The 23,521-nt window shown below is 62.5% G+C and carries 24 protein-coding genes and 1 pseudogene; 19 read left to right on the top strand and 6 right to left on the bottom strand.

From position 1 onward, the window contains the following. Positions 1 to 89 precede the first annotated feature (89 nt). Complete coding sequence (locus IWX62_RS12400; RefSeq protein WP_196841807.1) at positions 90 to 542, top strand: hypothetical protein; 453 nt, start codon at positions 90 to 92, stop codon at positions 540 to 542. Here IWX62_RS12400 and IWX62_RS16455 read toward each other — a convergent pair. Further along, positions 537 to 839 (bottom strand): annotated as a pseudogene (locus tag IWX62_RS16455) (hypothetical protein); the annotation flags it as partial. The gene IWX62_RS12400 and the pseudogene IWX62_RS16455 sit on opposite strands and share 6 nt — an antisense overlap. Before the next feature lie 134 nt (positions 840 to 973). Between IWX62_RS16455 and IWX62_RS12390 the strand changes: the two are divergent. The 5 genes from IWX62_RS12390 to IWX62_RS12370 all read left to right on the top strand — a co-directional run bounded on the left by IWX62_RS12390 (position 974) and on the right by IWX62_RS12370 (position 7,131). Next, positions 974 to 1,549 carry a TetR family transcriptional regulator gene (locus IWX62_RS12390; RefSeq protein ID WP_196841731.1) on the top strand — a complete coding sequence of 192 codons (576 nt, stop codon included), beginning with the start codon at positions 974 to 976 and terminating at the stop codon, positions 1,547 to 1,549. A gap of 402 nt (positions 1,550 to 1,951) precedes the next feature. Continuing rightward, positions 1,952 to 4,228, top strand: a complete 2,277-nt coding sequence (rho, locus tag IWX62_RS12385; RefSeq protein ID WP_196841730.1) for a transcription termination factor Rho — start codon at positions 1,952 to 1,954, stop codon at positions 4,226 to 4,228. Positions 4,229 to 4,392: 164 nt separating this feature from the next. After that, on the top strand, positions 4,393 to 5,469 hold the full coding sequence (gene prfA / locus IWX62_RS12380; protein ID WP_196841729.1) for a peptide chain release factor 1: 1,077 nt from the start codon (positions 4,393 to 4,395) through the stop codon (positions 5,467 to 5,469). An 11-nt stretch (positions 5,470 to 5,480) separates the two neighbouring features. After that, positions 5,481 to 6,392: a peptide chain release factor N(5)-glutamine methyltransferase gene (gene prmC / locus IWX62_RS12375; protein ID WP_196841728.1), complete on the top strand. Its 912-nt coding sequence runs from the start codon at positions 5,481 to 5,483 to the stop codon at positions 6,390 to 6,392. A 4-nt stretch (positions 6,393 to 6,396) separates the two neighbouring features. Continuing rightward, positions 6,397 to 7,131, top strand: a complete 735-nt coding sequence (locus tag IWX62_RS12370; RefSeq protein ID WP_196841727.1) for an L-threonylcarbamoyladenylate synthase — start codon at positions 6,397 to 6,399, stop codon at positions 7,129 to 7,131. Here the strand turns inward: IWX62_RS12370 and IWX62_RS12365 are convergent. From IWX62_RS12365 to IWX62_RS12355, 3 genes are read right to left on the bottom strand one after another with little or no spacing between them, the layout of a single operon-like run. Further along, positions 7,055 to 8,020, bottom strand: a complete 966-nt coding sequence (locus IWX62_RS12365) for an NAD-dependent epimerase/dehydratase family protein (protein WP_196841726.1) — start codon at positions 8,018 to 8,020, stop codon at positions 7,055 to 7,057. The genes IWX62_RS12370 and IWX62_RS12365 overlap by 77 nt on opposite strands. A gap of 2 nt (positions 8,021 to 8,022) precedes the next feature. Then, the gene (locus tag IWX62_RS12360; RefSeq protein WP_196841725.1) at positions 8,023 to 8,994 is read right to left on the bottom strand and encodes a glycosyltransferase; all 972 of its coding nucleotides are present in this window, start codon (positions 8,992 to 8,994) and stop codon (positions 8,023 to 8,025) included. Position 8,995: 1 nt separating this feature from the next. After that, on the bottom strand, positions 8,996 to 9,895 hold the full coding sequence (locus tag IWX62_RS12355) for a glycosyltransferase (RefSeq protein WP_196841724.1): 900 nt from the start codon (positions 9,893 to 9,895) through the stop codon (positions 8,996 to 8,998). A 169-nt stretch (positions 9,896 to 10,064) separates the two neighbouring features. Here IWX62_RS12355 and IWX62_RS12350 point away from each other — a divergent pair, with 169 nt between their 5' ends. The 13 genes from IWX62_RS12350 to IWX62_RS12295 all read left to right on the top strand — a co-directional run bounded on the left by IWX62_RS12350 (position 10,065) and on the right by IWX62_RS12295 (position 21,452). Then, on the top strand, positions 10,065 to 11,894 hold the full coding sequence (locus IWX62_RS12350; RefSeq protein ID WP_196841723.1) for a polysaccharide biosynthesis protein: 1,830 nt from the start codon (positions 10,065 to 10,067) through the stop codon (positions 11,892 to 11,894). Then, positions 11,887 to 12,903 carry an MraY family glycosyltransferase gene (locus tag IWX62_RS12345; protein ID WP_333483399.1) on the top strand — a complete coding sequence of 339 codons (1,017 nt, stop codon included), beginning with the start codon at positions 11,887 to 11,889 and terminating at the stop codon, positions 12,901 to 12,903. The genes IWX62_RS12350 and IWX62_RS12345 overlap by 8 nt, the downstream gene beginning before the upstream one ends. 126 nt (positions 12,904 to 13,029) lie before the next feature. After that, positions 13,030 to 13,533, top strand: coding sequence for a hypothetical protein (locus IWX62_RS12340; RefSeq protein WP_196841722.1), 504 nt, complete (start codon positions 13,030 to 13,032; stop codon positions 13,531 to 13,533). Then, a complete protein-coding gene (locus IWX62_RS16310) occupies positions 13,526 to 13,852 on the top strand; it encodes a hypothetical protein (protein ID WP_333483398.1) in 327 nt (108 codons plus the stop codon). The genes IWX62_RS12340 and IWX62_RS16310 overlap by 8 nt, the downstream gene beginning before the upstream one ends. Positions 13,853 to 13,937: 85 nt before the next feature. Beyond that, positions 13,938 to 14,759 carry a F0F1 ATP synthase subunit A gene (gene atpB, locus IWX62_RS12335; protein WP_196841721.1) on the top strand — a complete coding sequence of 274 codons (822 nt, stop codon included), beginning with the start codon at positions 13,938 to 13,940 and terminating at the stop codon, positions 14,757 to 14,759. An 83-nt stretch (positions 14,760 to 14,842) separates the two neighbouring features. Continuing rightward, positions 14,843 to 15,046: an ATP synthase F0 subunit C gene (gene atpE, locus IWX62_RS12330; protein ID WP_009356484.1), complete on the top strand. Its 204-nt coding sequence runs from the start codon at positions 14,843 to 14,845 to the stop codon at positions 15,044 to 15,046. A 46-nt stretch (positions 15,047 to 15,092) separates the two neighbouring features. After that, entirely contained in the window at positions 15,093 to 15,638 is a 546-nt protein-coding gene (locus IWX62_RS12325; RefSeq protein WP_196841720.1) for a F0F1 ATP synthase subunit B, read from the top strand. Then, entirely contained in the window at positions 15,638 to 16,453 is an 816-nt protein-coding gene (locus IWX62_RS12320) for a F0F1 ATP synthase subunit delta (protein WP_196841719.1), read from the top strand. The genes IWX62_RS12325 and IWX62_RS12320 overlap by 1 nt, the downstream gene beginning before the upstream one ends. Positions 16,454 to 16,553: 100 nt before the next feature. Beyond that, positions 16,554 to 18,188: a F0F1 ATP synthase subunit alpha gene (gene atpA, locus IWX62_RS12315; protein WP_196841718.1), complete on the top strand. Its 1,635-nt coding sequence runs from the start codon at positions 16,554 to 16,556 to the stop codon at positions 18,186 to 18,188. Positions 18,189 to 18,277: 89 nt separating this feature from the next. After that, positions 18,278 to 19,171 (top strand): F0F1 ATP synthase subunit gamma, encoded by an 894-nt coding sequence (locus IWX62_RS12310; protein ID WP_196841717.1) that lies wholly within the window; start codon positions 18,278 to 18,280, stop codon positions 19,169 to 19,171. An 84-nt stretch (positions 19,172 to 19,255) separates the two neighbouring features. Beyond that, positions 19,256 to 20,719, top strand: a complete 1,464-nt coding sequence (gene atpD / locus IWX62_RS12305; RefSeq protein WP_171584210.1) for a F0F1 ATP synthase subunit beta — start codon at positions 19,256 to 19,258, stop codon at positions 20,717 to 20,719. 5 nt (positions 20,720 to 20,724) lie between these two features. After that, positions 20,725 to 21,009, top strand: coding sequence for a F0F1 ATP synthase subunit epsilon (locus IWX62_RS12300; protein WP_196841716.1), 285 nt, complete (start codon positions 20,725 to 20,727; stop codon positions 21,007 to 21,009). Between the two features lie 11 nt (positions 21,010 to 21,020). Continuing rightward, entirely contained in the window at positions 21,021 to 21,452 is a 432-nt protein-coding gene (locus IWX62_RS12295) for a DUF2550 domain-containing protein (RefSeq protein ID WP_196841715.1), read from the top strand. An 86-nt stretch (positions 21,453 to 21,538) separates the two neighbouring features. On the opposite strand, the gene IWX62_RS12290 is transcribed toward IWX62_RS12295, so the two are convergent. Both IWX62_RS12290 and IWX62_RS12285 read right to left on the bottom strand, forming a co-directional pair. Continuing rightward, positions 21,539 to 21,742: a cold-shock protein gene (locus IWX62_RS12290; RefSeq protein ID WP_019481284.1), complete on the bottom strand. Its 204-nt coding sequence runs from the start codon at positions 21,740 to 21,742 to the stop codon at positions 21,539 to 21,541. Between the two features lie 261 nt (positions 21,743 to 22,003). Beyond that, the gene (locus tag IWX62_RS12285) at positions 22,004 to 23,236 is read right to left on the bottom strand and encodes an N-acetylglucosamine-6-phosphate deacetylase (protein WP_196841714.1); all 1,233 of its coding nucleotides are present in this window, start codon (positions 23,234 to 23,236) and stop codon (positions 22,004 to 22,006) included. Between the last annotated feature and the right edge of the window lie 285 nt (positions 23,237 to 23,521).

Genomic DNA, 23,521 nt, shown 5'->3' with positions numbered 1-23,521 from the left:
CCAGAGCTCGTCTTGCCTCGACGCGTCCAGTGTGGGGAGGCTGCCTGTGCCAGCTTTCCGATCTCCACGTATCCGCCGGAGACTGTAGCGTGAGCATCGCTGAGAGCGAGAGCGACGGCATGCCGCGCCGTGGTGATCGGCCGTGCCGCGCCTGGGAGGATACTCATGGCGGGCATGAGATGTTTCCACACCCAGTACCGGTACCCGGGCATGTCATTGCCCAGCCCGGTGCCGGGAACAAGCCCTGGATCGTAGGTATTGAGCCGTTGCCCTTCCTCCGCGAGACGGGCGGCCCAGCGATGGGAGAGCGTGACAAGAGCAAGTTTGCTGGTGGCGTAGGCGACGCCACCCTGCTCCCGCTCCAGCGAAGGGTGGGTGTCTCCCGCCGACGACTGGCTCGCGGTGGCCATCAGAGGGGGTTCCTGCCAGTGCGGATCGGGCACCAGGTTGAAGGATTCGCGTTTGCCACGATGGGTGGACGATCCCAGGAGTACCACATGCCCCGCAGCGGCAAGCAGTGGCTGGAGTCCAAGGAGCAGTAGATGTTGGACAACCACGTTGATCGTAAACGTCAGCTCATACCCTTGCTCGCCGGTGTGCCGACGGTCGCTGAACTGTGCTCCGGCATTGAGGATGGCGGCGTCGATTGGTGGGACGGCCCCCGAGCGAACCAATGCTGCCACCTGGTCGGTAGCGCGCCGAACGCTGCCGAGGTCGGCAAGGTCGACCGGAATGCTGTGGGCGGTGAGACCGGCACTGCGTACTTTGGTGGCGGCATCCTTCAGGGCCGGAGTGTCCCTCGAGAGGAGGAGGATCTGGGGCCGGGTTGGATGTGACATCAGGTGGTGGAGCATGGCTGCACCGATCCCGCTGGTAGGACCGGTCAGTAGAACGACAGGAGAAGTGATGTCAGAAGCTGTCATAACTTCATGGTAAATGATGTCAGTTTGTAACACAAGGGTAGGGTGGGTGGATGCCCCGCTGGCCCGAAGATTCCCGACGTCGCCTGGTCGACGCCGCACTTGTCCTCTTTGACAAGGATGGCTACACGGCAACGACTGTCGACGATATCGCCGCTCGGGCAGGAGTGACTGCGCGGACCTTCTTCCGGTACTTTCCGGATAAGGATGAGGTCTTGTTTGCCGACGACGACGAGCTCCTGCCCCTGATGCTTGATACCATCGCCACCTCCACGGGGCCGGTGTCAGCCGGGGTGCTGATGGATCAGGTCCTGGTGGGATTGGCGCAGACGATAGAGCCGGCGCGGGTTTCGTTGCGGCGCCGACAGCAGATCATCGATTCAGAGCTGTCCTTGACCGGGCGGGAATTGGCCAAACAAGCCCGCTGGCAGAAGGAGATAGCGGCGGCGCTCGTCTCACGGGGATTTGAGGCGACTGCCTCCGCAGTGTTGTCATCGATAGGGTTTGCTCTCTTCCGGAGCCAGATGCTGGAGTGGCTGGAGGCCGAGGACGGTGTAAGCCTGGCTGATCGGGTGAAGCGTGCGCTCCCGAAAGTGAGGACCGTGCTTGATGAATCCACCAATCGGTAAGGATTGGAAGCCGATGACCCCCTTCGCTGTCGAGCGAAGTGCGGGCCCACTGGCGTGTTCATCGGGTGGATGCGGTCTTTGAGGGTGCTAAACTGGAGATGCACCAACGGAATGAACCGTATCCTGCTGATCTGGCCGTCAATTCCTTTTGACCGCCGCAAAGCTGCATAGTTTTCAGCAGTCGCGTCACCTCCGGTGTAACCTCCCAGAAACTAACAGGCACCAGCGGTTTGAAGATAAACCGAAAGCCTACTTACTTCCGAAGGTTCCTAGCACAGACGGCCAGGCCGGACTCTTCCGGCAGGACCGAACCCTTTCCGACCAGTTCGTCTACGTCGGCAGGGCTAACCAAACGCGGTCCACATCAGAGTTGGACCGCCCGACGAGGGGGAAGGATCCTTCGTGACTGAAACCACTGACCTGTTGTCAGGTGTGGACACATCAAACGCCGGCACTGCCGACGCTCCCGCTTCCAAAAGCTCCGGCCTTGCCGGACTGAAGCTCGCCCAGCTCCAAGCTCTTGCCGGTCAGCTGGGTATCACCGGCGGATCCAGGATGCGCAAAGGCGACCTGGTCTCAGCCATCTCAGATCATCAGCGTGGTTCAGCGGTTGCCGACCGCCCCAAAGACGCCGCACCGGCCGAGGGAAACGGAGCTGCCCAGGCGGATTCCGGCCAGTCGAACGGTTCAACCCGGTCCTCACGCCGGTCCTCGGGCCGGGCAGCCAGCAGCGACGCTGACACTGCGCAGGACAGCGAGGCCGCCGCACCGGAGCAGACCGAACGCCCATCACGCACCCGCAACCGGAACCGGCGCGCCGGTTCCGACGGCGTCGTGAGCCTGCCCGCCCCAGACGCCCAGCCCGAGACGGCTGACGCCTCCGCTGGCGATGACAGCCGCAACAATGACTCCCGCAACAATGACAACCGGGACAACGACAGCCGCGACGCCAGCGGCCGTGACAACGGTGCTCGTGACGGCAGCGAGCGGTCCCGCGGACGCGCACCCCGTGAAAACCGACGCGGCCGTCGCGGCGAGGAACGCACCGACGCAGCAGGTAACGACTCCGCCGAGACGGTGTCGGCTGACGATTCCTCTCGTGGTGGCGATCGAGCCAACCAGGGTGCGGGGGATTCAACCACTGACTCGTCCGAGCAGAATGACTCGGGCAACCGCAACGATCGTGGCGGGCGCACCCGCAACGACAACCGGAACGACACCAACCGGACTGAGAACTCAGAGAACCGGAACAACGACAACCGGGGTAACGACAACCGGGACGATGACGGCCGCGGACGCAACCGTAACCGCCGCAACCGCAACTCCCGTGACGACAACGGCAGCAACAACAGCAACGACCGCGGGAACGACCGCGGAAATGATCGCGGAAATGACCGCGGCAACGATCGCGGCAACGACCGGAGCAACGGAAACGACCGCGGCAGCCGGTTCCGCGACCGCAACGACCGTCGTCGCAACCGCACCCAGAACCCCGAGGTCGACGACGTCGAGATCACCGAGGACGACGTCCTGCTGCCGGTCGCTGGCATCCTGGACGTCCTGGAAAACTACGCGTTCGTGCGGACCTCCGGCTACCTGCCCGGCCCCAACGATGTCTATGTTTCCCTGGCACAGGTCAAGAAGCACAACCTGCGCAAGGGTGACGCAGTGGTCGGCGCCATCCGCGCACCCCGCGACGGCGAGAACCAGAGCAACACCCGCCAGAAGTTCAACGCGCTGATCCGGGTGACCTCGGTCAACGGCAAGCCTGCCGAGGAACTCAAGGACCGGGTGGAGTTCGCCAAACTGGTCCCGCTGTACCCCACCGAGCGCCTGCGCCTCGAGACCGAAGCCAAGAAGATTGGCCCCCGCGTCATCGACCTGGTGGCACCCATCGGCAAGGGCCAGCGTGGCCTGATCGTCTCCCCGCCCAAGGCGGGCAAGACGCTCATCCTGCAGGCCATCGCAAACGCGATCACCATCAACAATCCTGAGGTCCACCTCATGATGGTGCTGGTCGACGAACGCCCTGAGGAAGTCACCGACATGCAGCGCACGGTCAAGGGTGAGGTCATTGCCTCCACCTTCGACCGTCCGGCCGATGACCACACCACTGTTGCCGAACTCTCGATCGAACGCGCCAAGCGCCTCGTTGAGATGGGAATGGACGTGGTGGTGCTCCTCGATTCGATGACCCGCCTCGGCCGTGCCTACAACCTTGCGGCTCCGGCCTCGGGTCGTATCCTCTCCGGTGGTGTCGACTCGGCGGCGCTCTATCCGCCGAAGCGTTTCTTCGGTGCAGCACGGAACATCGAGAATGGTGGCTCACTCACCATTCTCGCCACGGCACTGGTCGAGACCGGATCCAAAATGGACGAGGTCATCTTCGAGGAGTTCAAGGGCACCGGCAACATGGAGCTCCGCCTGTCCCGGAACCTCGCCGACAAGCGGATCTTCCCCGCGGTGGACGTCAATGCGTCCGGTACCCGCCGTGAAGAGAAGCTGCTCTCCCCGGACGAGGTCAAGATCATGTGGAAGCTGCGCCGGGTCCTTTCCGGACTGGGCGAGCAGCAGTCGCTTGAGCTGCTGACCAACAAGATCCGGGAAACCCAGTCGAACGTCGAGTTCCTGATGCAGGTCCAGAAGACCACGTTGGGTTCCAAGAACGACGACGACTAGCTAGCCACCAGCCGCCCACGCCCTACCGGTTCGCCGGACGGTGCGTGGGCGGCTGTGCTTAACCAATCGAGCTAAACCAATCGAGTCAACACAAATGACGGGTAATTCGCCCAAAAATGGTTATTTGTGTTGAATGGAATTCGTTTGAAAGAGGTATTTTCCAGATGTTTGAGTCGATCCAGAACCTGCTCGACGAGCACGCCGAGCTACAGCTACGGCTCTCCGATCCGGCAGTGCACTCAGACCAGGTGCTGGCCCGCAAGCTCGGCCGCAGGTACGCCGAGCTGAGCGGCATTGTCGACGCGCACACCAAGTGGGAAGCGCTCAAGGACGATCTTGAGGCCGCCCAGGAAATGGCCGATGATCCCGAGTTCGCCGCCGAGGTTCCCATACTCGAGGAACAGCTTGCCGCAGCCCAGGAACGGCTGCGCCGCCTCCTGATTCCTCGTGACCCCAACGACAGCCGCGACGTCATCATCGAAGTCAAGGGCGGCGAAGGCGGCGACGAGGCAGCACTGTTCGCCGGCGACCTGCTCCGCATGTACACCCGGTACGCCGAGTCGCGCGGCTGGAAGACCGAGATCATCTCGGCCAACGAGTCCGACCTCGGCGGCTACAAGGATGTCCAGATGGCGATCAAGAGCTCCTCGAACGAGCCGGGGGAGGGCGTCTACGCCCGCCTCAAGTTCGAGGGGGGCGTGCACCGGGTCCAGCGTGTTCCGGTCACCGAATCGCAGGGCAGGATCCACACGTCAGCGGCCGGAGTCCTCATCCTGCCGGAGGTCGACGAGCCCGAGGAAGTGGAAATCAGCCAGAACGATCTCAAGATTGACGTCTACCGGTCCTCAGGCCCGGGTGGCCAGTCAGTGAATACCACCGACTCCGCCGTGCGGATCACCCACCTTCCCACGGGCATCGTGGTGGCCATGCAGAATGAAAAGTCCCAGTTGCAGAACCGTGAGGCAGGCATGAGGGTGCTTCGCTCCCGCATCCTCGCCCATCAGCAGGCGCAGATCGATGCGGCGAACTCGGATATCCGTAAATCCCAGATCCGCACCATGGACCGCTCGGAGCGGATCCGGACCTACAACTATCCCGAGAACCGCATCGCCGATCACCGGACCGGCTACAAGGCCTACAACCTTGACGCAGTCATGAACGGGGACCTTGAAGCAGTGGTCCAGGCGGGAATCGAGATGGATGAACAGTCCCGGCTGGACGCGATCGGCGAGGACGACTGAACGGGCGCCCGGTGAACCCTGATGTAAAGGCGTCCGGCAGCACCGACCCAGCCGAGTCCCTTGAGGACGCGCTCCGACGGGCTACCGCCTTGCTGGCCGACGCCGGGGTGCCCAGTCCCGGCGTCGACGCCCACCTCCTTGCCGCGCATCTGCTCGGGGAAGCGGTGGGGCGCGTCAAGACCCTTTCCCTGGTCGGGGCCGCAGCCCCGGAGGGTTATTTCGATCTGGTCGCCGAGCGGTGCCGCCGGGTACCGCTGCAGCACATCACCGGAATTGCCTACTTCAGGCGGGTCGAGTTGGCGGTGGGTCCCGGCGCTTTCATTCCACGGCCGGAAACGGAGTCCGTGGCGCAGCTTGCGATCGATCATGCGCTGACGGTCACCCGGCCGAAGGTGGTTGACCTCGGAACTGGTAGTGGCGCGATCGCCGCCGCCCTCGCCGACGAGGTGCCCGGAGCCGACGTGTACGCGGTCGAGTACAGCCCGCTGGCCTACGCGTGGGCCGAACGCAACCTGGCCAGCCGCGGTGTGACGCTCATCCTCGGAGACCTGCGGGACGCACTGGGGGAGGAGGACGGGTCGTTCGACGTCGTCGTCTCCAACCCGCCCTACATTCCGGCGGCCGCGGTGCCCCGGGAACCGGAAGTGGCTGACCACGACCCACGGATCGCGCTCTATGGAGGCGGCGACGACGGGCTTGAATTGCCGGCCGCCGCAGCGCTGAGCGCCGCCAGGCTGCTGGTCCCCGGCGGGTACTTTGTGATGGAACACGCCGAGGTGCAGGCACCGGCGATTGCTGCCCTGCTGACATCCGATCCACGGTGGTCAGCAGTGCTGACCCATCAGGATCTCACCGGTCGTGACCGGTCCACGTCGGCCGTGCGGACCCAATGTGCCAATCCTGGCGCACCAGTGAAAGAATAATGCAGTGACCACCAGCTACGACTGCTCAGATCCAGCCCAGCGCAGCGACGGATTGGCTCATGCCCAACGCGCCGTCGCGGCCAACCAGTGCGTCGTGATTCCCACCGACACCGTGTACGGCATCGCCGCTGACGCGTTTTCGCCCCAGGCCGTCGCCACCCTGCTGGCGTCGAAGGGCCGGGGCAGGAGCATGCCTCCGCCGGTGCTGATTCCCCGGATCCAGACGATGGATGGACTGGCCGCTGAGGTTCACCCCGACGCCAGGAAGCTGGCTGAAGCGTTCTGGCCCGGCGGGCTGACCCTAATCTTCCGCGCGCAGCCTTCACTGACCTGGGATCTCGGTGACACTCTCGGGACGGTGGCCCTGCGCGTCCCCGATGATCGGATGGCTCTGGACCTGTTGGCCCTCACCGGACCGTTGGCTGTCTCGTCCGCCAACCGCACCGGCTCTCCGGCGGCCACTACTGGTGCTGAAGCGTTCGGCCAATTGTCTGACTCGGTGGAGGTTTACCTGGAGGGTGGACCCCGTAGCGCCACGGCATCGACGATCGTCGACGCGACCGGCGAGGAGCTGATCCTGGTCCGCGCGGGGAGCATTACCCGTGACCAGTTGCGGGAAGTTGTGCCGGGCCTCAAGGATCCAGCCGATGATGCAGGGGAGGCTACCGGGGCGACTGAGGCTGACGGCCAGCCCGACCCTGACGACGCCGGGACGCAGCACTCTCCAGTACCGCGCTGACCTTCTGCTCCACCCGGATTCCGTGGGCTTCAGCCCAACCCGGTTCCTGGGCCTGCCCAAACCACATCAGTTCCACCCGGCGCAGGCTGCCATGCAGCCGTTCCCCGGCCAGCGACGACACGGCGTAGCCGGCCCGCAGGATCACCCGGCACAGCTGTCGCGGCAACACGATGGGAGTGCCGCCGGCGGCCTCAAGGACGGACCGGACGGTCATCCCTTCTGAGGGCTGCAGGACCACCGCCGGGACGGCGCCCGGATAGGAGCCCACCGCGACGACGAAATCGGCCAGCGACTCAACCGACGTCACCGGTGTCGCGGCGGTGCCGGGAGCCGCTACCGACGCCAGCGGTGACGCGGCCAATCTGGCCAGCGCCGTCGTCGTCGGACGATGGGGGCCCTGCACTGAGGTGGCCCGCACCACCACAACGGAGGGGCCAGGCGGTGCAACCTGGAGCGCCTGTTCGCCCAGCGCCTTGCTCCTGGAGTAGGCAGAGAAGGGCGAAAGATTCAGGGTCTCGTCGAGGTGGTCCCGCTGGCCCTGGACGGCGGCGCTGCTGAGGTGGACGAGGCGCTCCACTCCCGCCGCAGCGCAGGCCTGGGCCAGGAGTGCTGGGAGCAGGGCGTTCGCCCCCCGCAGGGCTGCCGTGTCGGTGCTCCGGGGAGCGGCGAGTCCGGCGGTGTTGACCACCACCGAGGCGCCCGTCAGCGCGGTGGTGAGAGCGGCCAGGTCAGGATGGGTGGCGGCTTCGCCGGCGACGCTGGCGGCCGTGGTGGCCTCGGTGGTCAGGCGCGGTGCCGGGAGGGCGACGACGTCGATCCCTGCCGCTTCGGCGGCCTGCAGCACTGCCGAACCGACGAACCCGGTGGCACCGAGAATCAGCCAGGACATGGTCAGCGGCTTCCCTTCAACTGTTCGGAGCGATCGGATTCGATCGGCGGCATCGGCTGCCAGGTGGGATCCCTCAGGATGCCCCGCGATTCCCACCAGCCACGCCAAAGCGGAGCCAACCCGGACAGTGAGTGCTCGACAGCAACCAGGCGCAGGATTTCCTTGGCCACCGTCAGCAGTGTTCCCAGCCCGAATCCCCAGCGGTTGAACTTGCCGTTGACGCCCAGATACCGGGCCAGGTGGCCACGGTTCCGCATGCCGCAGTAGCGGCCCAGATCGTTTGAATCGTTGAGGTGGCGGACGCCAAGGTCGATCTGCTTCTGCGGCCGGGCCTTCTTCAACACGTACCGGTTGATATAGGCAACAGGCTCCGTCTGCGCAATCAGCCAGCCGTACGTGGTGTCGTCACCGTTGAGGAAGAAGCGCGGATCGGGCAGGCCCACGCGGCGCACCACATCGGCGTGCACCAGCATGCCTTCGAAACATCCCACGTTGGTGTGGAACACCGGTCGGCGGCGGAACACGTTTCCCCGGACCGGGAAATGTACGCCCAGGAAGGCATTGAATCGGTGCTGCCAGAAGAACGGCTCGCCCGAGTGGTCGTAGCGGCGGCCATGCAGGCACCGGTAGGTGTCCATCCACGGCTGGAAGGCAGCCAGCGCGTCGGGCAGCGCCTCGACGTCGTCGTCCATCAGCCACAGCCATTGCGCACCTTCGGCGAGGGCGCGCTCAGCTCCGGCCGAGAATCCGCCGGATCCGCCAACGTTTTTTTCCAGCCGGTGGTGGATCAGCGGAACCGGGAGGTTCGCCCCGGCGATCACTTCGTCGGTGTTGTCGGTGCTCGCATTGTTCACCACGATGACGCTGCTGGGCGCCGGGTCCAGGCGCGCGATGGTCTGCAATAGTGCGCGGAGATAGCCAGCGCGGTTGAACGTGGTCACCACCACCGTCACCGGGATGGCAGGTACAGGCATGTCAAAAACCTTGGTCCGACGGCGGTCCGAAGCCGCGGCCGCGCACTCCAGTGGAGTAGGCGGTCAGCCACGCCGCGAATCCGCGGGGGTCGCGGCGTTTGAGGAAGTACAGCGGGTAGCCCACGCCGTCCGCGATCAGAGATTTCACGCGGCCGTACCGGCGGGTCAGGTAGCCGCGGTTGCGGTAGTAGTAGAACCGTTTGAACGCGGTCTCGGGGACCAGGACGTGCAACCGGTCGCCGATGACCCGCTGCGTCTCCGCCCAGCCGGGAGGATGGCTGAGGGCAACGGTGGTCACTGTGCCGAAGGGGATTCCTGCGCGGCGCAGGCGCAACATGAAGTCGGTCTCGTCTCCACGGATGAACAGCCGGAGGTCGGGAAGCCCCACCCGGAAGAACACGTCGGCGCGGATCAGCGCGCCGTTGAAGAACTGGCCCACATCGGGAATGATGCCGAGCTTCTCCACATCGGCCCGGTCATGGACTGACCGGCCTCCCACGCGGAAAGGGAAGGACAGCCTGGTCGGCTCGCCCGGCGCGACAATCAGCGGTACGACGACGTCGAGGCCGTGGGCTTTCGCCGCGGCCATCAGGGTGGCGAGGGCCTCGGGGTCCTCGGGGTGGGCATCGTCGTCCATGATCCAGACCCATTCGGCGCCGCTCGCCATGGCCGAAAGGATGGCCAGGGAAAAACCGCCCGCCCCGCCCAGGTTGCTCAGCGAACGGATGTAGTTGACGGGTGCTGCGGATTCGGCGGCGATTGCCTCAATGCTCTGGGTTCCGGAATCCACCAGCGCCACCGAGGTGAGGGGGACACTCTGCTGGGACAGTGCCAGCAGGAGGGTACGGAGGTCGTCGGGGCGGTCAAATGTTACTGCCGCAACGGCCACGGTATCCTGCAAAACAGTCCTTTCCGGTCCACTCACAACACGCCTTGGAAGCGGTCAGGGCCGGGTAGTGCGGTTAGTATTCTCGGGTAGGGAGAGTCTATTACACCAGCACGAGCTGAGATTTTGCCGTGAGGACTCGAACAACACGTTTGCCATCATTGCCGAGCCGTTGTTAGGAACCATGAAACTCGCTGACAGCGCGGATCCATCCCCGGACGGGTCAGGAAACCGCACCACGACCCGCTCGGACAAGCCGGCCCTCTGGCTGTGGTCGCAGTTCATTTTCGACTCGGTTGCCTGGGTCGTCGCCATTCTCCTGGCGCTGGTGCTCCGATACGAACTGCTCATCAACCAGATCAACATGCCCGGCGTCGTCGTCTTCTGCGCCGTCGCTCTCGCCGCGCAGCTGGCAGTCGGTTTGAGCTTCGCCCTCTACCGCGGGCGGTACAGCTTCGGTAGTTTCCATGAGGCGAAACTGCTCGTGATCGTCACGGTCATTGTCTCGGTCATCCTGCTCCTCGTAAGCGTCGTGTTCTTCTCCATCATCGAAATTCCGCGCAGCATCGCCATCATCGCCTTCCCCTTCGCCTGTATGTTCATGGCGTCCACCCGGTACCTCAAGCGGATGTTTGTGGAAAGCAAAGCCAAACCGGGGGAAGACGCTCAGCGCACCCTCATTTACGGCGCTGGTTTCCTGGGCAGCTCCCTGGTGGGGCGAATGAGCCAGGACCGCGAATCCCCGTACTTCCCGGTCGGCCTGATCGACGACGACCCCGCCAAGAAACACCTTCGCCTGGCGACGGTTCCCGTGCTGGGCCGACTCGAGGATCTTCCGAGCATCATTGCCCGTACCCGAGCCTCCGTCCTGGTGATCGCATTCGCCGACGTCGAAGCCGCCCAGGTCCGGAAGGTCTCGGACCTGGTGGCGGGCATTAATATCAGGGTCCTGGTGCTACCGCCCCTCCGCGACATGCTCGCCACGGGGGGAGCGGGTGCCGGTTTCTCCGATTTCCGCGAGGTCGCCGTCGAGGACCTGATCGGTCGCCGGCCGGTGGACATCCATGCCGATGAGGTGGCCGGGTACATCACCGGGAAGAAGGTTCTCGTGACGGGGGCAGGCGGGTCCATCGGATCCGAACTGTGCCGCCAGCTCGCGCAATTCAGCCCCGCCGAGCTGATCATGCTGGACCGCGACGAAACTGGGTTGCAGACCACCCAGCTGTCGATGACCGGCCGCGGTCTGCTGACCGGCAAGGACACAGTGCTCGCCGACATCCGCGACGCTGACACCCTGCTCGGCATCTTTAAGGAGCGCAAACCCGAGGTGGTCTTCCACGCTGCCGCGCTCAAACATGTGTCGCTGTTGGAGCAGTACCCTGAGGAGGCCTGGAAAACCAACGTCCTCGGCACCCAGAACGTCCTCAACGCGGCTACCGCCGCAGGGGTCGAGCACTTCGTGAATATCTCCACCGACAAAGCGGCCAATCCCACCAGCGTGTTGGGCCACTCCAAGCGGGTCGCCGAGAAGCTCACAGCATGGCAGGCGGCCCAGACCGCTAAAAGCTACGTATCAGTCCGGTTTGGCAACGTCATCGGCAGCCGGGGCTCAATGTTGCCGCTCTTCACCGAACAGATCCGGGTGGGCGGTCCCATTACGGTGACCGACCCGGAGGTCACCCGCTTCTTCATGACCATTCCGGAGGCCTGCCAGCTGGTGATCCAGGCCGGGGCCATCGGCCGTCCGGGCGAGGTCCTCATTCTGGATATGGGCGAGGCAGTCAAGATTCTCGACGTCGCGCAGCGGATGATCGCCATGTCCGGCAAGGACATCGAAGTAATTTTCACCGGTCTACGTCCGGGGGAGAAGATGCACGAGGATCTGGTCGGTTTCGGTGAGGATGGCGCACGCCCGCTGCACCCAAAGATTTCGCACACCTCCGTGTCCACGCTGGACCCGGGCCAGCTCAACCTGGTCGACTGGAAGCGTAAGGGCGGTATCGCCAGTGATTGACCTGCGGCTAGTCCTGGTGGTTGGGGTTGCGCTGGTGCTGAGCGGGGTCCTGCCGTTTGCCCTGAAGCCGCTGCTGACCCGCCTCGGGGTGCTGGACATTCCGAATGAGCGCTCCTCACACACCGTCGTCGTGATCCGAGGCGTCGGCATCACCGTCGCCGTAGGAATTGCGGGGGGACTGGCACTGTCGCTGGCCACCGGGCTCGTGGCGGTGGACCGGTCGCTGATCCTGATTATCCTTACGATGCTCTCCGCCGCAGCACTGCTGGGCTGGATCGAGGATTACCGGGGGATCTCGATCCAGGTGCGTGCCCTCTTCCAGTTGGCCATCGGAGCGGTGGGCACTGCAGCGCTTGCCTGGACGATTGGGCAAAGCTTCTGGTGGGTTCCGGTGGGTGCGCTGGCCGTTGCCGCCTATATCAACGCAGCCAACTTCATGGACGGGATCAACGGTATCTCCGGCCTGCACGGGGTGGCCGTCGGGATCTTCTATGCGGTAGCCGGGGTGCTCAGTAGCCAGTTGTGGTTGATTGTTGCCGGCCTTGTTGTGGCGGCCGCCTTTGCCGGGTTCCTCCCCTGGAACCTGGGCAGGGGGTTCGTTTTCCTGGGCGACGTCGGCAGCTACCTGCTGGGTGCGTCGATCGCAGCGATCGCCATTACCGGCCTGCTAGCTGGCGTCTACCTCGAGTACCTGCTGTCGCCCGTGTTGATCTACCTCGCCGACACCTTCACCACCTTCCTGCGTCGGGTGAGGGCCGGTGACCGGTGGTATGCATCCCATCGGGAACACGTCTACCAGCGTCTGATCGACACCGGGTTGACTCATGTGCAATCGGCCCTGGTGGTCACCGGCGCCTCGGTGCTCACCGGTGCTGCAGGATTCGTGGCCGCGACCGCACCACCCCTCGTGGCGGTTGCCTTCTCCCTGCTTGCCGCCGTCGTCGTGGCGATCTATCTCTACTCTCCGCGTCTCCTGGCCGGCCGGGTGAAGGCTTACCGGACGCCGTAGGGCCTACACCACCGGCGACCGCAGGACTATTTCTATGTAGGGTAAAATTGAACCTCAGTCCGTGGCATTCATCCCGCGGTCTGAGTCGGGGACTTCCCTCACATCGAATCTACGGACGGATTCCCTATGAGCACACCTGACGCCGCAGGCGTTGGTGCCCGTCGCGGCACCACCCATCCTGCCGCGGACCCATCGGGGTCTCTGTGGCTGGGAATACTGAAAAAATGTGCTCTTGTCACTGCTTCAACTATTGCCGTGACCGCTGCAGTTGCTGCTTTTGTCTCTGGACCGGGCGCTGCATTGAGTGCGCTGTTCGGATTCGCGGTAGTGGTGGCCTTCTTCGGAATCAGTCTGGCTATTGGTCATCTTGCGGGACGCAACAATCCATCGGGTGCCATCGGTCTCTTTGCGGTCACCTATGCCATCAAGGTCGTCGGATTCGCGGCGATTCTGTTCGTGCTTGGCACCCCTGGCTGGCTCGACCGAAACTGGTTCTTCGCTTCAGCCGTGGGGACGGTGATCCTCTGGCAGATTGTCGAGGTCTACGTCTTCTCCAAGAGCAGGCACCAGCTTTACAACGATCCAATGCCACCGAATCGGATATCCGGAAACGAGGCAGACCGTGGCTAAACGGCCCGAAAATCATTCTCAAGAGCAACCCTCCCCGGCGGGGACCTCCGACGCTCGCGGTAGCTACGGCGAGGGCGGTTACAACGCCGGATTGGCAGTCTTTAGCTACATTATTGGCGGGATCGTCGTCTGGAGTTTGATAGGCTGGGGGCTGGACAACCTCCTGGGGACGCGATGGATAGTGCTCGCAGGAGGTCTCTTGGGTGCAGCCGGGGGTTTCTACCTCTCCCATATGCATAACCTCACCCGCCAAAGTACAACTGATCCCGGTTCGACGCCGCGGGGCAGCAGCGGGAAGGCTGGGGATAACCCGAAGTGATGTCGGAAAACTTAACGAGTCGGAGCAGTGGTTCCATGCCCGATCAGAACATGCCCAATGATGGACACTGCAGAGAGGAAACGCGTTGATCGCGCTTGCGCTCCCGGCCACTACGACGGACGAGGGTTTCGTACCCCCTACTATCAGCGACACCCACTACCCGAACATTCTCCCTTGGGGCGGTGAATACGGCATTTGGTTCGAAGCTGGCTTCGGCAAGCAGATGCTGATGATCATCCTCTCGGTGGTCCTGATCGCGACGTTCTTCGTGATCGTCTCCCGCAAGGGAAAGATGGTTCCAGGCAAGGCCCAGTTCCTGGGAGAGATGTCCTACGGCTTCATCCGCAACTCTGTGGGCAAGGACATTATCGGCGGCAAAGAGTTCTTGAAGTATGTGCCGTGGCTGTTCACCGCCTTCTTCTTCATCATCGTGAACAACCTCTTCGGAGCCATTCCAGGCCTGCAGTTGCCGAGCTTCTCCCACCCCGGTAGTGCCTATGCCATTGCGGCAATCTTCTACCTGCTCTGGGTTGGGATCGGCATCAAGAAGCACGGCCTGCGATACTTCAAACTTGCGGTCGTCCCTTCGGGTGTCCCTTGGTACATCCTGCCGATCGTGGTTCCGATCGAGATCATCTCGAACTTCCTGGTCCGGCCGGTCACCCACTCCCTCCGACTCTTCGCCACCATGCTTGCAGGTCACCTGATCGTGATGCTCGCTGGAAGCGCGATCGAGTTCATGGCAACAAGCGGAAGCATCCTCCTTGCAGGAACCAGCGTCCTGGTTCTTGGCGGAGCGCTTGCAATGTACATGCTCGAAATCCTGATTATGGTCCTGCAGGCCTATGTATTCACCCTGCTCGCCGCAATCTACATCGAAGGCGCACTTCACGCCGACGCCCACTGATTCACCACGTAGTAAAAAGACTTCCCCGTCGGGGATGATCCCATACAACCTGTCGCTCGTAGCGGCATCTTGAAAGGAAGAAAATGGAAGGCAATCTCAACCTCGTAGGTTACGGTCTGTCCGCAATCGGCGGTGGTATCGGTGTAGGCCTCGTCTTCGCCGCTTACATCAACGGTGTAGCTCGTCAGCCTGAGGCACAGCGCGTTCTCCAGCCCATCGCATTCTTGGGTCTGGCCCTGACCGAAGCTCTCGCCATCCTGGGTCTGGTCTTCGCCTTCGTTCTCTAGTAGAACGCAAGGTGTTGGTCCTCAGTATTAGAAAGACGGGTGAAACATGGATAACGCAGTAATTCTGGCGGCGGGGAGCGATAGCCCCCTTGCCCCGAACATGTGGGAGTTCTTTGTTACTCTCGCTGGCTTCGCACTGCTGTTTTTCATCGTCAAGAAGTTCGTCATGCCGGCGTTCGAGAAGACGTTTGCCGAGCGAACCGAAGCCATCGAAGGTGGCATCGCCAAGGCTGAAGCAGCACAGGCCGAGGCGAATGCAGCGCTTGACGAGTACAAGCAGCAGTTGGTCGATGCTCGCACCGAAGCCAACCGCATCCGTGAGGAGGCGCGCGCCGAAGGTGCGCAGATCCTTGCGGAACTGAAGGAAAAGGCTGGAGCCGAGTCGGCTCGTATTACTGAGCAGGCCCACGTCCAGATTGAAGCAGAGCGTCAGGCAGCTGTCGTGTCGCTGCGTGCCGAAGTTGGCACGCTCGCTACCGACCTCGCCAGCCGCATCGTCGGAGAGTCACTCTCAGACGATCAGCGGTCCGCACGAGTGGTTGACCGGTTCCTGGCCGACCTCGAAACTCAGAGCGCAGGTGCATCGAAGTAATGGCAGGTGTATCCAGCCAGTCCCTGGCAACGGCACTCAAAGATCTCGAAACCCGTCTGCCCGGCGCACCGCTGACCCTTGCTGAGGAACTCTTCGGAGTCCTTGACATGCTGGACAGCAACGCCGGACTCCGCCGCGCACTGACCGACCCATCCCGCGAAGGCAGGGACAAGGCCGCTTTGGTCTCGACCCTGGTGGACGGCAAGGTATCGGAGCAGACCGCGTCGGTGGTCAGGGAGCTGGTCTCCATGCGGTGGGCCGCGGCCCGCGACCTTGGAGACGCGCTGGAAACGCTCGGCGCCACTGCAGCGATTGCTGTTGCGGAGAACCGGGGCTACGGAGCCGAAAGTCTTGAGGGTCTGGAAAACGATCTCTTCGACTTCATCAGGACCGTTGAATCAAGCCATGAGTTGCAGCGTGCTCTGTCCGAGCGGCAGGCCAGCGACGAAGCCAGGGTGAACCTGGCTTTGAAACTGGTGCCGAACGCCGGAGCCGAAGCACGGCTGTTGGTGCGTCAGGCAGTGCAGGCACCCCGCGGCATCAAGCCCACCCACTTGGTGAAGCGGTTCGTTGAACTCGTTGCCAAGCGGCATGACCGTTGGATTGCGAACGTCAGCGTCACCCGTCCGCTGACTGATGAGCAGTACGCGCGGTTGCAGCAGGGCCTCAACTCTCTGTTTGGGCGCGAGCTCAGGACCAATGTCACCGTGGAGCCGTCGCTAATCGGCGGGGTCCGCGTCCAGGTTGGCGATGAAGTGGTCGATTCCACTGTCATTGCCAGGCTGTCTGAACTGCGGCGAAAGCTTGCGGTGTAGGACGGTCCGCCGCCCTATCCCAGACACACAACAGACTTCAATCACACACCGGTTGCCGCGAAGTAGTGGCGATCACAACACAGGAGAGCAGGGACTGCAGATGGCCGAATTGACCATCAACGCCGAAGACGTCCGTAATGCGTTGAACGAGTTTGCGGCATCCTACGAACCCGGCAACGCAGAGCGCGTTGAAGTGGGCCGCGTAAGTACTGCCAGCGATGGCATCGCCAAGGTTGAGGGTCTGCCCTCGGTGATGGCCAATGAATTGCTGCGTTTCGAAGATGGCACCCTGGGCCTCGCCCAGAACCTCGACACCCGTGAAATCGGCGTCGTCATCCTCGGTGACTTCACCGGAATCGAAGAGGGCCAGGAAGTTCACCGCACCGGAGAGATCCTCTCCGTGCCCGTGGGCGACGCCTTCCTTGGCCGCGTAGTTGACCCACTGGGGCAACCCATTGACGAACTGGGCGAGATCAAGGCCGAAGGACGCCGCGCACTGGAGCTTCAGGCTCCCGGTGTTACCGAGCGCAAGTCGGTCCACGAGCCAATGCAGACCGGCCTCAAGGCCATCGACGCAATGATTCCGATCGGCCGTGGCCAGCGTCAGCTGATCATTGGTGACCGCCAGACCGGCAAGACGGCTATCGCGGTGGACACCATCATCAACCAGAAGGCCAACTGGGAGTCCGGTGACGTCAAGAAGCAGGTTCGCTGCATCTACGTTGCTATCGGCCAGAAGGCCTCAACGATCGCTGCTGTTCGCCAGACCCTTGAGGACAAGGGAGCCCTGGAGTACACCACGATTGTTGCTTCACCAGCGTCTGACCCCTCAGGGTTCAAGTACCTTGCACCCTACGCCGGCTCGGCCATCGGCCAGCACTGGATGTATGCCGGCAAGCACGTACTGGTCATCTTTGATGACCTGTCCAAGCAGGCTGAGGCCTACCGTGCAGTTTCGCTGCTGCTGCGCCGTCCACCAGGACGCGAAGCCTACCCAGGCGACGTCTTCTACTTGCACTCCCGTCTGCTGGAGCGTTGTGCAAAGCTCTCCGACGAGCTCGGAGCGGGTTCGATGACCGGTCTGCCGATCGTCGAGACCAAGGCCAACGACGTTTCGGCCTTCATCCCGACCAACGTTATCTCGATCACCGATGGGCAGATCTTCCTGCAGTCGGACCTCTTCAACGCCAACCAGCGTCCTGCAGTGGACGTCGGTGTATCGGTGTCCCGCGTTGGCGGTTCGGCACAGGTCAAGGCCATGAAGAAGGTTTCCGGTACGTTGAAGCTGGATCTGGCGCAGTACCGCGACATGCAGGCGTTTGCGATGTTCGCCTCCGACCTGGATGCCGCATCACGCCAGCAGCTCACCCGTGGGGCACGCCTGATGGAACTGCTCAAGCAGGGTCAGTATGCGCCATTCCCCATTGAGGATCAGGTGGTATCCATCTGGGCCGGTACGAACGGCTACCTGGACGATGTTCCGGTTGAGGACGTCAGGAAGTTCGAGGGCCAGTTCCTTGAGCACCTGCGCCACAAGTCATCGGTGCTGACCACCCTGGCTGAAACCAACCTCCTTGAAGACTCCACCGTTGACGAGCTGAAGAAGCAGATCACCGACTTCAAGCAGGGCTTCTTCGGCGAGGGCCACGACGGCCTGGTTGCAGGGCATGAAGAGTACAGCGCCCTCTCCGAGGACGAGGTCGACCAGGAGAAGATCGTCAAGCAGAAGCGCTAGGGAAACCGGCACCGGGGCGCGTCTAGCGCCCCGGTGCCACCCCGGCCTTAGCCGTAATCCCCAGGTGGACTACGAAGGAAAGGACAAGTATGGGAGCCCAGATCCGGGTCTACCGCCAGAAGATCACGTCGACCACGTCGATGAGGAAGATCTTCAAGGCGATGGAGCTGATCGCGACTTCTCGCATCGGCAAAGCCAGGGCACGAGTATCCTCGTCCCTGCCGTACGCCAATGCGATCACCCGTGCCGTCTCAGCAGTGGCATCGCAGTCGGAAATCGATCACCCGCTGACCACCGAGCCGGAGCAGATTCGCCGGTCGGCGGTTCTGGTCATGACCTCGGACCGCGGTCTTGCGGGATCGTATTCAGCAAGCGTTCTGAAGCAGGCCGAGTCACTCATCGAGCTCCTGCGGGAAGAGGGCAAGGAAGTCAAGACCTACCTTGTCGGTCGAAAGGCTCAGGCCTACTTCGATTTCCGCAACCGCCCGTTCGAGAACGTGTGGATTGGTGGAACTGACGCCCCTGAGTTCGAAACTGCGCGTGAGATCGGCAAGGCATTGCTCGCCGAATTCAACACGGAGTTCGACGACGGCGGCGTCGACGAGATCCACGTGGTCTACACCCGCTTCCGGTCGATGGTGTTGCAGGAACCTACGGTGATCCGTCTGCTTCCGCTCGAGGTCGTCGAAGAGGAAGCAGTATCCGAATCGGATCTGCTGCCGTTGTACGAGTACGAGCCGGAGCCGGAAATGGTTCTGGACGCACTGTTGCCCCGCTACATCGAGTCTCGGATTTTCGCGGCTCTCCTGCAGGCAGCAGCCAGCGAACTCGCCGCCCGTCAGCGGGCAATGAAGTCCGCAGGCGACAACGCGACGGACCTGATCAAGAAGTACACCCGGCTCCGCAATACTGCGCGCCAGGCGGAGATTACTCAGGAACTGTCGGAGATCGTGGCAGGTGCGGACGCGCTCAGCGCTTCCTAGCCGGTTGCATCACCCAGGTTTCTGAACCTGCTCCACCCTAGTTAGACTTAGCCCCACGCCATCTACGTAAGTGAAGTGAGAGAGATGACTGCCCAGACTATTGAGCACGGTAGTGACTCAGTTGCATCCGGCGGCACAGGTCGAATCGCCCGTGTCATTGGCCCGGTTGTCGACGTCGAGTTCCCGGCTGACGCCATTCCCGCAATCTATAACGCGCTGACCACTGAGATCACTCTCAATGGTGAGACGCACACCATCACCTTCGAGACCTCGCAGCACCTCGGTGACAACCTGGTGCGTGCAATTTCGCTCCAGGCCACTGACGGTTTGGTCCGCGGAACCGTTGTCCACGACACCGGCAGTGCCATCTCGGTACCTGTCGGCGACGTTGTCAAGGGTCACATCTTCAACGTCCTGGGCAAGCCGCTCGACGTCGAGGAGTCCTCGCTGGAGATCACCGAACGGTGGCCCATCCACCGCAAGCCACCGGCATTCGCCCAGCTTGAGGGTTCCACCGAGATGCTGGAAACCGGTATCAAGAGCATTGACCTCCTCACCCCGTACATCAAGGGTGGCAAGATCGGACTGTTCGGTGGTGCAGGCGTTGGCAAGACGGTGCTGATCCAGGAAATGATCACCCGTGTTGCCCGTAACTTCGGTGGCACCTCGGTGTTCGCCGGTGTTGGCGAGCGTACCCGTGAAGGTAACGACCTTTGGGTTGAAATGGAAGAGGCAGGAGTCCTCAAGGACACCGCCCTTGTCTTCGGCCAGATGGATGAGCCACCAGGCACGCGCCTCCGGGTTGCCCTGTCCGCGCTGACCATGGCCGAGTACTTCAGGGATGTCCAGAAGCAGGATGTGCTGTTGTTCGTTGACAACATCTTCCGCTTCACCCAGGCCGGTTCCGAGGTGTCGACCCTGCTGGGCCGTATGCCGTCGGCAGTGGGCTACCAGCCGAACCTTGCGGACGAGATGGGCCTCCTGCAGGAGCGCATCACCTCGACCAAGGGTCACTCGATTACGTCGATGCAGGCCGTATACGTGCCCGCTGATGACTACACCGACCCGGCACCCGCCGCTACCTTCGCGCACCTCGATGCAACCACCGAGCTGTCCCGTGAAATCGCTTCCCGTGGCCTGTACCCGGCCATCGATCCGCTGACCTCAACCTCGCGGATCCTTGACCCCCAGTACATCGGTCAGGATCACTACAACACCGCGGTTCGCGTCAAGCAGATCCTTCAGAAGAACAAGGAACTGCAGGACATCATTGCCATCCTCGGCGTGGACGAGCTCTCTGAGGAAGACAAGATTGTTGTCTCCCGGGCACGTCGCATTCAGCAGTTCCTGTCACAGAACACCTACACGGCGAAGCAGTTCACCGGCGTCGAGGGTTCGACAGTGAGCATCAAGGACACCATCGAGGGCTTCAACGCCATCGCCAATGGCGACCTTGACCACATTGCTGAACAGGCGTTCTTCAACATTGGTGGGCTTGACGACGTCGAGCGCCAGTGGGCCAAGATCCAAGAGCAGACCGGGAAGTAATTCTCATGGCAGAACTCGAAGTAGAAATCGTTGCGGCAGACCACTTCGTGTGGTCTGGCGCAGCGACCATGGTCAGGGCCCGCACCAGTGATGGCGAAATTGGCATCCTGCCCGGGCACGCTCCGATGCTCGCCATCCTGGCCGAGGGCGAGATGGCTATCGAACCCGTATCCGGCGAACGTTTGCTGGTGTCGGTTGACGGAGGATTTTTCTCTGTCGACAGTAACCGGGTGGTCATTGTCGCCGACAACGCGAAGATCGGCGGCTCTGTGTCCGCGGAGACTCGCTGACAGATTCGGTGATGGACGGTCTCGGTATAGCCTTCATCACGCTTGCAGCAGTATTTCTGCTGCTGGTGCTCGCCATTCTGGCTTTTGGGTTACGCCGTTTCCAGCTCCGCGGAGCGCTTGGAACCTTCGACGCCTCCATCTGCTTCCCTCCCGAGGGATGGCAGATGGGGGTTTGTCGTTATACGGACCATCATCTGGAGTGGCTCAGGATGGCATCGTTGAGCCCGCGTCCCCGTCATCGGTACCTGCGTAGCTCCCTCGAACTCAAGGGATGGCGACAGCCTACTGAAGCCGAGAAGCGCAGCATTCAACCGGGCGCCGTGGTCGTGTGTCTCGACTATGAGGGCCAGGAAATACTGCTGGCCATGAAGTTTGATGTTTACGCCGGGCTATCTTCCTGGTTGGAGGCCGGACCGGTGATCGGTATCGGTACCTGGCGCTAACGCCCAAGGTATGATCCCACGGCATAACAGAGGCCCCCACGTTTCACGCGGGGGCCTCTGCCGTTAAGCTGCTGAGAGCTCAATCGCTACAGGGCGGTAACCCCGGTAGCCTGAGGGCCCTTGGCTCCCTGACCGATTTCGAACTGAACACGCTGGTTCTCGTCGAGGGTCTTGAATCCGCCGGTCTGGATCTCGGAGTAATGTACAAAGACATCACCGTCTGAATCATCCGGTGTGATAAAGCCGAAGCCCTTTTCAGCGTTAAACCACTTCACAGTTCCCTGTGCCATTTGTTTCTCCTCCATAATGAAATGTTCAGGCCCACACACCGTGCGTAGGCCCGGGGTCACTCCACGGAAACAACCTTTCGGCACCTGAAAAATCCAGTTCCGTTCGGAAGTTACACGCTCGCAACTCGGTCTTGCGAGCATGCTCTAACACGTACACAAAGACTGAAATAAGCATCACATAGGGGTCTGATCTGGTCAACGGACTTTCGCCGGATTCTGGGGGAAAGTTTGCTGAATCCGGGCTTGGCGGTGCGTCGGTTTTTATGTCAGGGGATCGAGCCAGTTGCCCTCACGCAGGACGGCCAGGAGGTGGAGATCGGCGGTGACCACCAGAGCATCGGCTCTCAGCCCGAGTCTCAGGCTGCCCAGTTCGTCGGCGAGTCCCAGCACGTTGGCTGGAACGGCAGTGGCCGAGGCCACGGCGTCGTCCAGTGTTACCCCTGCGGAGACAGTCCGACGGACGACGTCGAGCAGGACAGCGGTGCCACCGGCAAGGGAACCGGTGCTGTCGAGCGTTGCTATTCCGTCCCTGACGGTCACGGCCGACGGACCCAAATGATACGGGCCGTCCGGAAGGCCAGTGGCCGCCATCGAGTCAGTCACCAGTGAAATATTGTCGCTTCCGACGAGGTCAAAGACGGTGAGGACTGTCTGCGGGTCGAGGTGGGCGTTGTCGGCGATGAGTTCGACGACGGCATTGCCGGCTTTGGCTATCCGGAGGCAGGCAGCGACGGGGCCGGGGGAGCGGTGATGGAGGGGCGGCATGCCGTTAAACAGATGAGTAACCGTGGGGCGACCGCTGTAGCCGTCGAATCCGGTCGATTCCATCTCCTCCCGTGCCAGCGCCAACGACGCAACCGCCGTCTCGGTGTCGCAGTCAGTGTGTCCGAGCGACGGTGTGATCCCATGGGTGGTCAGGGCATCGATGAGGGCATCCGCACCGGGGAGTTCCGGCGCGTAGGTCATGGTTTTCATGCGACCCTGTGCGGCCTCGATCAGTTCCGCCACGTACTCCGGTTCGGGATCGACAATGAAATCGGGATTCTGGGCGCCACAGCGCGCTGTCGAAACGAAGGGTCCTTCGGCATGGATACCAGCAATGAGGCCCTCATCGGCCAATCCGGCAAGGACTGTCAGGGCCTTCAACAGATCCGCCCGCGGCGCGGTCATGGTGCTGGCAAGGGCTGTGGTGGTGCCGCTGCGATGCAGGAAGTCGATCGCCCGTCGCGCCTCGGCAACATCCCCGTTGGCGAAGTCTCCTCCGTTGGCGCCATGACAATGAGTGTCTACCAGGCCGGGTAGGAGGATACTTCCGGGTGGAAAGGTCCTCTCCGCCGGCGTGGAAAGGCCGCTAAACCCTGAGGCCGGGCCGGCGTAGGCAATGCGGTCGCCGTCGTAGGCCAGGACCCCGTCCTCGATAATGCCCGACTCAGTGGCAATGCGTCCACGAATGTAGCGCGCGGTAGGTTGTCCCGGATCTTCGCTGCTGGCCATAGCCCGATTCTATGCGCAGCCGGACCACAGTCGCCCTGGACCGAGGTGTTTATCCGGTCCAGCCCCCTTATCAGGGCCGCTTCCGACGGTTGCCCTTGGTCTGGACATACCAGGTAAAGGTGGGGCGGTGGAGTCGTAGGTGTGGCCGGTGGGGGTGGTAATCCGGAAGGTGTGTCTGGACCCTATTCCTGAGCCTGAGCCTGAGCCTGGGCCCGGATCTGGTGCTGGGTGTGGTTGTGCTGTCCAGCCGGGTGTTTCTTTGGTGTGGTTGCACGCTTCGCAGAG

The sequence above is a fragment of the Arthrobacter sp. CAN_A1 genome, assembly GCF_015751665.1.
Lineage (GTDB): Bacteria > Actinomycetota > Actinomycetes > Actinomycetales > Micrococcaceae > Arthrobacter_D.
Note: the sequence above shows the minus strand (reverse complement) of the source record. Positions and strands in the feature narration are given on the sequence as shown.